The 11,454-nt window shown below is 62.8% G+C and carries 10 protein-coding genes; 6 read left to right on the top strand and 4 right to left on the bottom strand.

Features of this window, described 5'->3' with window-relative positions:
- Nucleotides 1–245: 245 nt before the first annotated feature.
- Nucleotides 246–2,966, bottom strand: a complete 2,721-nt coding sequence (gene secA, locus N0P34_RS02690; RefSeq protein WP_275605490.1) for a preprotein translocase subunit SecA — start codon at nt 2,964–2,966, stop codon at nt 246–248.
- Between the two features lie 407 nt (nt 2,967–3,373).
- Between secA and N0P34_RS02685 the strand changes: the two genes are divergently transcribed.
- Nucleotides 3,374–4,297, top strand: a complete 924-nt coding sequence (locus tag N0P34_RS02685; RefSeq protein ID WP_275605489.1) for a peptidylprolyl isomerase — start codon at nt 3,374–3,376, stop codon at nt 4,295–4,297.
- Between the two features lie 34 nt (nt 4,298–4,331).
- On the opposite strand, the gene N0P34_RS02680 is transcribed toward N0P34_RS02685, so the two are convergent.
- The gene (locus tag N0P34_RS02680) at nt 4,332–4,967 is read right to left on the bottom strand and encodes a TetR/AcrR family transcriptional regulator (protein ID WP_275605488.1); all 636 of its coding nucleotides are present in this window, start codon (nt 4,965–4,967) and stop codon (nt 4,332–4,334) included.
- A gap of 99 nt (nt 4,968–5,066) precedes the next feature.
- On the opposite strand from N0P34_RS02680, the gene N0P34_RS02675 reads away from it, so the two are divergent.
- From N0P34_RS02675 to mutT, 4 genes are all read left to right on the top strand, one after another.
- Nucleotides 5,067–5,297, top strand: coding sequence for a hypothetical protein (locus tag N0P34_RS02675; protein ID WP_275605487.1), 231 nt, complete (start codon nt 5,067–5,069; stop codon nt 5,295–5,297).
- Nucleotides 5,298–5,403: 106 nt separating this feature from the next.
- On the top strand, nt 5,404–6,639 hold the full coding sequence (gene argJ, locus N0P34_RS02670) for a bifunctional glutamate N-acetyltransferase/amino-acid acetyltransferase ArgJ (protein ID WP_275605486.1): 1,236 nt from the start codon (nt 5,404–5,406) through the stop codon (nt 6,637–6,639).
- A gap of 88 nt (nt 6,640–6,727) precedes the next feature.
- Nucleotides 6,728–7,483 carry a GNAT family N-acetyltransferase gene (locus N0P34_RS02665; RefSeq protein ID WP_275605485.1) on the top strand — a complete coding sequence of 252 codons (756 nt, stop codon included), beginning with the start codon at nt 6,728–6,730 and terminating at the stop codon, nt 7,481–7,483.
- Nucleotides 7,484–7,491: 8 nt separating this feature from the next.
- Nucleotides 7,492–7,899 (top strand): 8-oxo-dGTP diphosphatase MutT, encoded by a 408-nt coding sequence (mutT, locus tag N0P34_RS02660; protein WP_275607058.1) that lies wholly within the window; start codon nt 7,492–7,494, stop codon nt 7,897–7,899.
- 219 nt (nt 7,900–8,118) lie between these two features.
- On the opposite strand, the gene N0P34_RS02655 is transcribed toward mutT, so the two are convergent.
- Both N0P34_RS02655 and N0P34_RS02650 read right to left on the bottom strand, forming a co-directional pair.
- The gene (locus tag N0P34_RS02655; RefSeq protein ID WP_275605484.1) at nt 8,119–9,597 is read right to left on the bottom strand and encodes a M48 family metalloprotease; all 1,479 of its coding nucleotides are present in this window, start codon (nt 9,595–9,597) and stop codon (nt 8,119–8,121) included.
- A complete protein-coding gene (locus N0P34_RS02650; protein ID WP_275605483.1) occupies nt 9,594–10,403 on the bottom strand; it encodes a thermonuclease family protein in 810 nt (269 codons plus the stop codon). Before N0P34_RS02650 ends, N0P34_RS02655 begins: the two co-directional genes overlap by 4 nt.
- A 147-nt stretch (nt 10,404–10,550) precedes the next feature.
- On the opposite strand from N0P34_RS02650, the gene N0P34_RS02645 reads away from it, so the two are divergent.
- Nucleotides 10,551–11,378 carry a DUF72 domain-containing protein gene (locus N0P34_RS02645; protein ID WP_275605482.1) on the top strand — a complete coding sequence of 276 codons (828 nt, stop codon included), beginning with the start codon at nt 10,551–10,553 and terminating at the stop codon, nt 11,376–11,378.
- The last annotated feature ends 76 nt before the right edge of the window (nt 11,379–11,454 follow it).

Below are 11,454 nucleotides of genomic sequence, written 5' to 3'. Positions count from 1 at the left end.
CTCGCGGGTGAGTGGTTACAACTGAGCCCTGGCCTTAATCCCGTCCTCCGGACGGAGCTTCCCTCGGGCTTGACCCGAGGGCCTCCCTCCAGGAGCGAGGTACCCTATTGAGACTCTCGCAGTGCCCCTCGGGTCAAGCCCAAGGGAGATGATGGCGGCGCAGCCTCGCGCCCACCTCCGCCCCCCCCCAAAAATACAAAAAAGCCCCGGATCGCTCCGGGGCTTTTTCAATCTATTCAGTCGCCTCAGGCAAACGCGCCGTGGCAGTGCTTGACCTTCTTGCCCGACCCACAGGGGCAGGGCGCATTGCGGGACAGGCCCGCCAGCAATTTGGGATCGAGCGGCGCCAGCGATGGGTCGCTGCCGGTGGCACCGAGCGCGGCGGTCGCGCCATTGCCGGTGCCGGCATCGTTCTCGCCGGTGATCGGGTCGATATGGGTCTGCGCCATGCGCGCGAAATCGGGCGCCGGAGGGGGCTCGGGCTGCCGGATCTGCAACTCGATATGGCTCATCTGGGTGGTGACCAGTTCGCGCAGATTGGCCAGCAGCCCCTGGAACAGCTCATAGGCTTCCTGCTTGTACTCGGTCAGCGGATCGCGCTGGGCGATGCCGCGCCAGCCCACGACCTTGGAGAGGTGGTCAAGCATGACAAGATGCTCGCGCCACAGCCCGTCGATGGACTGCAGGAGGATCGACTTCTCCACCTGGCGCATGACATTGGCCGAGTATTTCTCTTCCTTGGCGGTGATGACGGCATCGGCAGCCTGACGCAGGCGGGTCTCCACCACTTCGGCGTCGATGCCTTCTTCCTTCGCCCACTCGGCGATGGGAGCATCGACATTGAGATAGGTCTTGGCGGCCGCCTCGAGCTGCTCGCTGTTCCACTGCTCGGGATAGGAGCGCGGCGGAATTGCCTTGGCGACGATGGTGTCGACAACGCCGTGACGCATTTCGGCCGTCGTCTCGCTGACATCCTCGGCGTCCATGAATTCGAGACGCTGCTCGAAAATCACCTTGCGCTGATCGTTCATCACGTCGTCATATTTGAGGATGTTCTTGCGGATGTCGAAATTGCGCGACTCCACCTTGCCCTGCGCACGCTCGATGGCCTTGGTGACCCAAGGGTGGGTAATGCTCTCACCCTGCTCGAGGCCCAGCTTGCCAAGCATGGAATCCATGCTGTCCACCGGGAAGATGCGCATCAGGTCGTCCTGAAGCGACAGGTAGAATTTCGAGTGGCCCGGATCGCCCTGGCGACCGGAGCGACCGCGCAGCTGGTTGTCGATACGCCGACTTTCGTGGCGCTCGGTGCCGATGACCATGAGGCCGCCTGCTGCCAGCGCCTTCTTCTTCTCTTCGGCGATAGTGGCCTTGATCTCGGCGATCTTGGCCTCGCGGGCATCGCCCTCGAGATCCTTGGCTTCGCGCTCGATACGCATTTCGAGATTGCCGCCAAGCTGGATGTCGGTACCACGACCCGCCATGTTGGTGGCGATGGTGATGGCGCCCGGCAGGCCGGCATCGGCGACGATGAAGGCTTCCTGCTCGTGATGGCGCGCATTGAGCACGTTCATCTGGCCCACATTCTTCTTGCGCAGGAGTTCGGCCAGCATCTCGCTTTTTTCGATCGATGTGGTGCCGACCAGCACGGGCTGGCCGCGCTCCTGGCATTCCTTGATCAGATCGGCGATGGCGTCGAATTTTTCTTCGGCGGTGCGGTAGATGGCGTCATCTTCGTCGATGCGCTGTACCGGCACATTGGTCGGGATGGTGACCACGCCCAGGCTGTAGATGTCGCCGAATTCCTCGGCCTCGGTCAGGGCCGTACCGGTCATGCCGGCCAGCTTCTTGTAGAGGCGGAAATAATTCTGGAAGGTGATCGAAGCCAGGGTCTGGTTTTCCGGCTGGATCTTGGCGCCTTCTTTGGCTTCCAGTGCCTGGTGGAGCCCCTCCGAATAGCGGCGGCCGGGCATCATGCGTCCGGAGAACTCGTCGATGATGACGACTTCGTCGTTCCGGACGATATAGTCCTTGTCCTTGCGGAACAGCTTGTGCGCCCGCAGGGCCGAATTGGCGTGGTGGACGAGGGCGACGTTTTCCACATCGTAGAGAGAATCGCCCTTGAGCATCCCGGCTTCCGCCAGCGCCGCCTCGAGCTTTTCGATGCCCTGGTCGGTATAGGTTGCGGCGCGCAGCTTTTCGTCGAGCTCGAAATCACCCTCGCCGATCAGCGGCATGAGGCTGTCGACCTTGATATAGAGATCGGAGCGGTCTTCGGACGGGCCCGAAATGATCAGCGGCGTGCGCGCCTCGTCGATGAGGATCGAGTCCACTTCGTCGACGATGGCGAAGGCATGGCCGCGCTGAACCATCTGGGCGCGCGTATATTTCATGTTGTCGCGCAGATAGTCGAAGCCGAATTCGTTATTGGTGCCGTAGGTGATGTCGGCCGCATAGGCGTCGCGGCGTTCCTGGTCGGAAAGGCCATGCACGATGATGCCGGTCTTCATGCCGAGGAACGAATAGATCTGCCCCATCCAGCCGGCGTCGCGCCGTGCCAGATAGTCGTTGACCGTGACGACGTGCACGCCCTCGCCCGTCAGCGCATTGAGATAGACAGCCAGCGTGGCCACCAGCGTCTTGCCTTCACCGGTGCGCATTTCGGCGATGGCGCGGTCGTTGAGCACCATGCCGCCGACCAGCTGAACGTCGAAATGGCGCATGCCGAGCACGCGCTTACTGGCTTCGCGCACGGTGGCGAAGGCTGGTACGATCAAATCTTCGAGCTTGGTGCCCTGGGCCAGCTGCGCCTTGAATTCGTCGGTCCGTGCCCGCAATTGCTCGTCGGTGAGCTTTGCCAGTTCTGGTTCCAGCGCATTGATGGCGGCGACCCTGCCCTGATACCGCTTGACCTGCCGGTCGGACGGTGACCCGAAAATCTTTCGGGCAAGCGCAGCAAGTGCCATTCGTCTGGTCCTTTGTTCTGGGCAGCGGTGCAGAATGAGGCGGCCGGCGTCTGCGGGCGCTCGGCCGGCCTATCCCGCCCCGTCACAACGTCGGAGAGCTCTTTCGGCTCCCCTTGTGAATTGATCCGTGGGCGCAAGGCGCGCGTGTCGCGCTGCTCTGTCCACGCTTTGGAAAAGCGGGTGAGATGTAAGAGTGGGGTCGTATCTTGTCAATGTTGCCCAAATCGGCGACACCTTTCCCGCCTCGAATATTTGGCGGCCAGCAAGTTTGCTGAAGCGGCCGGGTCAGGGCACAATTTGGCCCATCTGTCGTGTGAAGGCAGGGCCAACACTGAGGTGGCCACCGCCACCTGAACCGAACACGCCGGTTTCAGCCCCTGCAACCGGCAAAGGAGTTCCTGGACCCTATGAAGAATTTTACGCTGCGCCTGGTCCGCACCATCAGCCTGGCCGCCCTACTCGCATCCGTGCCTGCAATTGCCAGTTATGCCCAGGATGCCGCAACTCCCGCCGCTGAAGCCGCTGCCGTCACGCCCGAGACCGTCGTCGCCACCGTTGGCGGCGAGGCGATAACCGAGGCCGACCTCAGCTTTGCCGCCGAGGATCTGGCACAGGATCTGGCGCAGATGCCGGCCGAAGAGCGCCGCCCCTTCCTGCTGCGCGTCGTCATCGACATGAAGGTGATGGCCGGCGCCGCCAAAGAGGCTGGCATGGACCAGACCCCGCTCTTTGCCCAGCGCCTCAAATATCTCGAGGAACGCGCGCTGCGTCGGGCCTATTTCGCCGAAGCCATTGCCGGCGCCGTGACCGAGGAGGCCGTCCGCGCCGATTATGACGCCTTTACCGCCCAGTTCACTCCGCAGGACGAAATTCGCGCCAGCCATATCCTGGTTGAAAGCGAAGAAGAGGCCAATGCGATCAAGGCGGAGCTCGACGGCGGTGCCGATTTTGCCGCCATCGCCAAGGAGAAGTCGATCGATCCGGGCAGCGGCGCCAATGGCGGCGACCTTGGCTTTTTCGGCAAGGGCATGATGGTCCCCTCCTTCGAGGAAGCCGCCTTTGCTCTCACCGAGCCGGGCGAAGTCTCCGCCCCCATCCAGTCCCAGTTCGGCTGGCACATCATCAAGCTGGGTGAAAAGCGCCAGTCTCAGCCGCCGACCTTCGAGCAGGTCGCGCCGCAGATCCAGCAGCAGGTGCTGATGCGCAGCTTCAACGAAAAGGTCGAGGATTTGATGAGCGGCGTCGAGATCGACATCGCCGACCCGGCCCTGGCCGCTGCCATGGAAGCCCAGGACGCGGCGGCCCCTGAAGCCGAAGCCGCCGGCCAGTAATCCTTTCGGCCCCGGTTCGTCCGGGGCCGTTTTTCTATGTGGCCCGGTATCCTTCGAGGCCCTGCAGCACCATATCGACGACGATCTCGATTTCGTCCATCGCCGCCTCGATCCGGCCGATCAGCAATTGGTGCCAGGCAAACGAGACCACGAGGTCTATGGCGACAATGGCGTTTACGCCCTTGTCGATTTCACCCCGCCCCTTTGCCCGCTCGACGATCTGCGCCGCAAACGCCTGCCGCTCGCGATGATAGGCCTGCAAGGCCCCCGCTGCCCCCTGATCCACCTGCGCTTCTGCGATGATCGAGCGGTAGACCGTGCCGCAAAGACTGTCTTTCCAAAACCCGAGAAGCTGGTTTTCGAGGAAGCCGACAAGATCCCCCCTCAGCGTGCCCGTGTCGGGAAAGGGCCTCTGATTCTTGAACCGCTTATAGACATCGAGCAGCAGCGCCGCCCTGTTCGGCCACCACCGATAGATGGTCGGCTTGCCGGCCCGTGCCCGCCGCGCAACCGCCTCGATGGAAAATCCGGGAATGCCTTCTTCGCGCAGGATGGCTTCCGCAGCATCAAGGATCGCGTCCTGGCTGGCGGGATTGCGCCGTGCGCCGATAGAGCGGCGAGCAATGTCGCTGCCGTCATCCTCGCGTTCGATATCAACTGGCTGTGTCATGCTTCCAATATGGCCTCAAACAAACGCAAAGAAAAGACTTGAACGAAACGGCTCGTTTCGATTATAACGAAACGTACCGTTTCTATTGGATCATCCCAAATGAGCTTTTCCTCTCGCATCCGCATGGCATTCCTCATGACACTGGCCGTCTATCCCATCGTCGTCATCTATGCGGCGCTGGTCAGTCTCGCTACCCCCGGCTGGGAATTCTGGCAGCGCAGCTTCATTCTCGTGCCGTTCATGGCGTCGACCATCGTCTTTTTCATCGTGCCCTTCATCACCACCCGCTTTGGCGCCTTCATCGCCGGGCGCAAGTCCAATCCGGCCTGAGGCCCCAGGCCAAAGCTTTCGGTTGGCGCGAAACCCCGAACTCTTGCGCCCGCCACACCTTTGAGGCACACCACAGCAGTCATTCTGCCCAACAAGGTCTTGTGCCATGGCTGCTCATCCGGTTTCTCCCCTCGCTCCAAAATCCTATCCGGACCTGCCCCCGATCGCTGGCGTGCGCTTTGCCACGGCCGAAGCCGGCATCAAGTACAAGAACCGCACCGACGTTCTGCTCATGGCCTTCGACGAAGGCACGACTGTCGCGGGCGTGCTGACCCGGTCTAAATGCTCATCGGCCGCCGTCGAACTTTGCCGTGAAAATCTCGTGGGCGGCCTCGCCCGTGGCCTTGTGGTCAATTCGGGCAATTCCAACGCCTTCACCGGCATGAAGGGCCGCGAGAGCGTCCGCTACATTACCAGGGTCGCCGCCGAGGCGCTTGGCTGTGATCCCTCGGAGGTGTTCATTGCCCAGACCGGCGTGATCGGCGAGCTTATCGACGCCTCCAAATTCGATGGCGTCCTCGACGAGACGGCCACCCGCATGACCGCCCTGCCCTGGATCGATCCGGCCAAGGCGATCATGACCACCGACACGTTTCCAAAGCTCTCCGGCGCCGTGCTGGAGATCGACGGCGTTGAGGTCAGGATCAACGGCATTGCCAAGGGCTCCGGCATGATCGCGCCTGACATGGCCACCATGCTCTCCTTCGTGGTCACCGACATGCCCATCGCCGCGCCCGTGCTGCAGGCGCTGCTCGCCAAGCACAACCAGACGAGCTTTAATTCCATCACCGTCGACAGCGACACCTCCACTTCGGACACGCTGTTGGCCTTCGCCACCGGCAAGGCGCCAATCGACCCGATCGAGAGCCTCGAGGATCCCCGTGCCGAGATCTTCGGGCAGGCCCTCTCCGACGTGCTGTTTGAACTGGCCATCCATGTCGTCCGCGACGGCGAAGGCGCCACCAAGCAGGTTTCCGTCCACGTCGAAGGGGCCGTTTCCGATGAAAGCGCCTTCCGCATCGGCAAGGCCATTGCGGACTCACCTCTGGTCAAGACCGCCATCGCCGGCGAAGACGCCAATTGGGGCCGCGTGGTCATGGCCGTTGGCAAGGCCGGCGAGCCTGCCGACCGTGACCTGCTCTCGATCCGCTTTGGCGACCTGACCGTCGCCCGGAACGGCGAACGCGCCGCCGGCTACGACGAAGCCGCGACCAGCGCCTATATGAAGGGCGAGGAACTGGAATTGACCGTCAGCCTCGGCCTCGGCGAGGGCAAGGCTACGGTCTACACCTGCGACCTCACCCATGGCTACATCACCATCAATGGCGACTATCGCAGCTAGACTTCATCGATAGCCACCGGCCCAGTCCTCTTGCCCCTCCGGGGAGAGGATTAGGGTGAGGGGATGTCCCAAAAAGCCGGATGACACTATGTCCACCTCCCTCCCTGATACCGAAGCTATCGAACGGGCCGGCCTCAAGGCCTGGCCCGGCATCGAAGAAAAATGGGACGGCTCGTGGGTGCGCCGCGCTGCCGGCGGCTACACCAAGCGCGCCAATTCCGTCCAATGCCTTGATCCGGATGACTTTGAGGACGCCGACCTGCGTGTCATCTCTGCCTGCACCTGGATGATCATCCGCCAGGTCAAGCCGGTCTTCCGCATCACCCCGCTCGCGCCATATGAGTTGAGCGCCACGCTCGACGAATCCGGCTGGCAAACGATCGGCGCCAGCCATGTCTACGCCATGGCTCTCGACGATCGCGAAGCCGACCCGCAGGCCGAATTCTTGTCACTGGGCGACCCGCGTTTCCTCGCGGCACAGCAGAAATTGCGAGACTATGACGCAGCGACGCTGCAGGGTCTGCAAAACCTCACCGCCGCGATAAAGACGCCGGCCACTGGCATCGTCCTCACCCGCGATGGCGAAGCGGTTGCTTCCGCGATCATGGCAATCGCCGATGGCATCGTTGTCGCTGGCAATGTCATCACCGACAGCACCCGCCGCCGCCAGGGTCTGGGCAAGGCGATGATGAATTCAGGCTTCGCCTGGGCTCGGCGCGAAGGCGCGCATGCAGCCGCTGTCAATGTCGAAGCCGGCAATACCGCCGCGCTCGCGCTCTATTCCGGGCTCGGCTACGCGCATCAATATGATTACCACTACCGCATCCCCGGAGCGCCCAAGTGACTGAGATCGTGACCGACAAGCCTATCCTGCTCGTCGTCGCCTGCGCCCTCGTCGATGCCGATCGCCGCGTACTCATTGCCCAGCGCCCGGAAGGCAAGCACATGGCCGGCATGTGGGAATTTCCCGGCGGCAAAATAGAGCCGGGCGAAACGCCCGAGGCCGCGCTTATCCGCGAATTGCGCGAAGAGCTGGGGATCGAGACCAAGGAAGCCTGCCTGGCCCCGGTGTCCTTTGCCAGCCACTCCTACGAACACATGCATCTGTTGATGCCGCTCTATGCCTGCCGCCGCTGGCAGGGCACGCCCACCGCCAGCGAACACAAGGCCCTTAAATGGGTCCGCCCGCAGACCCTGCGCGACTACCCCATGCCCCCAGCTGATGAGCCGTTGATCGCCGCCTTGTGTGATCTGCTCTAGGACATTTGTCACGAGAGCGGCCCCCCTGTCGGAAGGCCAAATTCACTGTGGCCTTGTGATCCATTTCATTCCCACGCGCCGCGCTGCCCTCGGACTTGATCCGAGGGCCTGTCTCCACGCGTAGATCACTCGATCAGCGGCTCCAGGCCAGGCCCGAGAATAGAACGGCGTTTTGGACGAATATCGAGGCACGGCCAGCGCGGACGACGGCCATCCCCTCTAGTTCAGCGCAACGATCTTGTACTTCTGCCCGGTCGCCACGGGGTCGCCCGGATAGAGATTGTTGAGGATATAGAACAGCTCGCGTCCACCCGGGATATTGGCCATCTGCCGCGCGAGACTATCGGCATTGTCGCCGCTCTTGGCGGTAACGACGCGCGTCGTCAGCTTGCGGATCTGGTTGAGATCGCTTGCATCGGCACGGCGGAAGCTCTGGATCGTCGCCTCCGCGCCACTAGCAAAGCGCGCACTGTCGGCCTTGGCGGCAAAGATGAAGCGATAGACCGCCCCATCGAGCCGCATCACGGCCACGCGGAAAAACCACTGATCGGTCTGCGCCAGGCCCGAGGCCATGTCGATACCGTTGTAATTATGCGCCTTGACCGTCTCCGCCTTGAGCCCGGCGATCCAGCCCGATTTCAGATAATCGGTCAGCGCCATGCTCGGCTGCACATCGGCACTGTCGAACCGCACGGCCTCGCCGTCGCCCGCCACGCCAACCACGGCGCTTTGCGCCGATTGCAGCGTGTAACCCTGCGGCACGGTGAACGAGAATTTGGACCGCGGATGGATGAAGCGCTGCCCCACGATCGAACCCTGCGCCGGGCTGTCGCCGAAGGCCATGCCCGAAATCGCCGCCAGATAGCCGTCACGATCGGTTTCACCAAGGCCCGAGGGGCCGAACATGGATTGCGCCGTGTCCATTGCCTTGCTGATGCGCGCTGGCGTCGAGGGGTGGGAGGACAGGAACCCGTCCTCGCCCGCGCTGGTGCCGGCCGAAAAGGCCGCGAACCGGCTCATGACGCCAAGAAAACGCGCCGCCGCCTGGGGATCATATCCCGCCTTGCCGGCAAATTTGATGCCTTCACGGTCCGCTTCCAGCTCTTGGTTCTGCCCGAAGGCAGCCAGCGACTGACGGGTGCGATTGGCCGTGGCGTCGGTTGAGACGTCGCCGCCGAAAATGCCGGTAATCACCCGGTCGACGATCTGGGTGGTCCGTGTCTTGTCGGTGCGCGCCCGCGCATGGCGCAGCGTCACGTGGGCGATCTCGTGCGCCAGCACCGCAGCCAGCTCGCTCGTATCGGAGGCGAGAGCCAGGATGCCGCGCGTCACATAGATATAGCCGCCCGGCAGCGCAAACGCATTGACCTCGGACGTATCGAGAATCGTCACCTGGAACTGGGCATTGGGCTGGTCGGCGGCCGCCAGCAGCCGCCCGACAATGCGCGCCACCATGATTTCGGCCTGGCGGTCGGAATACACCCCACCATAGGCCGCGATGATGCGCGGATGCTCGCGTCGCCCGATGACCACGTCGTCGGGCTCAGTACCAGCCGGCACGACGGTTGGCGCCGGGCGGTCCCCGGTCTGGCTGACGCTGATGCCGGAGCCTGTCAGCGACGAGCAGGCCGACAGCGCCAGGAGGGACGTTGCCAGGATGCCGACGCGCAGGAATTTATGCAGGGAAAGCGCCGTCATTGCGTCGCCAAGACCTCAATCTGTTCGGGATGGGTAATTTCGATGCGCGGACCATCCCGATCGTCCACCCATCCACGGATACGCACCAGCGCCCCCTCAAGCGCCAATGGATCCAGCTTGTCTGCCGTAAACAGCCGCAACGCCGATGCCTCGATCACGGCCGTGAAGTCCTCTTTCCAGAACCGGCCGAAATTGAGATAGACGCGGCTGCCCTGGCGGTCGGCGAGGAGCACCCGGCCTTCCACCAATTCATAATGCCCTGCGCGTTTGAGCAGATCGTCCGCTTTGTCCGCCGCCCGAACGCTGTAATAGGGATCGGCCCAAATGCCAAGCCGCGCAGAGCGCGCACGGGCCTCGGCCGCCAGCAACACATCGAGACATTTGCGGTTATCGGGGAAAGAATAGACCCGCGCCATGCCTTTTTCGATCATGTGCAACTGCGCCCAGTGTTCCTGCGCGCCTTCGGCAACAAACATATGCGCCAGCACCCGCTCGTGGCGGTCCATTGCTTCGCCGCCAAAACCGAGGCGCACGGATTTGTTGAGGGCCAGCTCCGCCAGCACGTTCTGGGATTGGGGAGCCAGCGGCCAGATATCGAAATCCTCGCGTCCCAGCGGCAGTTTCGGCGCCTGCGTGCCGATCAGCCGCACCCGCCTTCCATCATCGAGCACAACCGTATCGCCGTCGGTCACTTCCACCACGGTTCCACCGGGGCGCATGTCGAGCACGTCGCAAGCCGTCGCGGCCTGCGACGCAGCCGAGACGAAGGCCAGGGCAGCCATGGAAACGAAATCGGGTCTTCGCAATCGAATCTGCCCCCGGCAAGGTTTCGTTCACCATGCACCCAAATACGGCAAAAAATGATTACCGCGCGCGCATGCCCCCCATTCACAACAGCGAGAGCTTGCCAAGGTCACTCCCCTTGTCCAAGCTTGAGGCCAAGGGAGAGCGCCATGACCACCAAGGGCACAATTCGCACAGGAACCGCCGGCTGGGTATTCGAGCCTTGGCGCGGCACCTTCTTTCCCGAGGGGCTGGTGCAGAAAAAGGAACTGCACCATGCCAGCCGCCACCTGACCAGCATCGAGATCAACGCCACCTTCCGCGCCAACCAGAAGCCGGCGAGCTTTGCCAAATGGGCGGGCGAGACACCGGACGGCTTCCAGTTTTCGATCAAGGGCCCGCAACTCGTTACCCATATCAAGCGCTTGAAGGATTGCGCGCCCGCCCTCGCCAATTTCTTCGCCTCCGGCCCACTGGCCCTTGGCGACCGGCTCGGGCCCTTCATCTGGCAATTGCCGCCCAATCTCGCCTTCGACGCGGCAAGCTTTGAGACATTTCTCAATCTCCTGCCACAGGATGTCGACGCCTATCTGCGCCTCGCCGCCGCCGCGGACGGCGTCAAGCAGCCGCCCTATCTCGAGCCAAATGGCGTCACATTGATCCGCCACGCCATCGAAATGCGCCACCCGAGCTTCGATGATCCGTCCGTCGACGCCCTGTTGCGCCAGCACAATATCGCCCGCGTCATTGCCGACACGCCGGACAATCCGCGTCGCGACCTCACCGCCGATTTCGCCTACTGCCGACTCCAGGGCCCAGCCCGTCCCGATGCTGCCGGCTATGAAAGTGCCGACATTGCCGATCTGGCAAAGACCATGGCCGGCTGGCGCGAGGCTGGCCACGACTGCTACGCCTATTTCGTCCACGAGGACAAACTGCATGCGCCGGCCAACGCCATGGCCCTTGCGCAAGAGCTTGGCGTAAGAGCCTATTCCTGATCTCGATCGCGGGCTTCCGTGATCTCGAGCACGGGTTTCCGTGATCTCGAGCACGGGTTTCCGTGATCTCGGGCAC

This window comes from Devosia sp. FJ2-5-3 (genome assembly GCF_029201545.1).
In the GTDB taxonomy this organism is placed as follows: Bacteria; Pseudomonadota; Alphaproteobacteria; order Rhizobiales; family Devosiaceae; genus Devosia.
Note: the sequence above shows the minus strand (reverse complement) of the source record. Positions and strands in the feature narration are given on the sequence as shown.

Coding starts and splice junctions, on each gene's coding strand:
- secA (WP_275605490.1), bottom strand. CDS start 2,966: ATGGCACTTGCTGCGCTTGCCCGAAAGATTTTCGGGTCACCGTCCGAC.
- N0P34_RS02685 (WP_275605489.1), top strand. CDS start 3,374: ATGAAGAATTTTACGCTGCGCCTGGTCCGCACCATCAGCCTGGCCGCC.
- N0P34_RS02680 (WP_275605488.1), bottom strand. CDS start 4,967: ATGACACAGCCAGTTGATATCGAACGCGAGGATGACGGCAGCGACATT.
- N0P34_RS02675 (WP_275605487.1), top strand. CDS start 5,067: ATGAGCTTTTCCTCTCGCATCCGCATGGCATTCCTCATGACACTGGCC.
- argJ (WP_275605486.1), top strand. CDS start 5,404: ATGGCTGCTCATCCGGTTTCTCCCCTCGCTCCAAAATCCTATCCGGAC.
- N0P34_RS02665 (WP_275605485.1), top strand. CDS start 6,728: ATGTCCACCTCCCTCCCTGATACCGAAGCTATCGAACGGGCCGGCCTC.
- N0P34_RS02655 (WP_275605484.1), bottom strand. CDS start 9,597: ATGACGGCGCTTTCCCTGCATAAATTCCTGCGCGTCGGCATCCTGGCA.
- N0P34_RS02645 (WP_275605482.1), top strand. CDS start 10,551: ATGACCACCAAGGGCACAATTCGCACAGGAACCGCCGGCTGGGTATTC.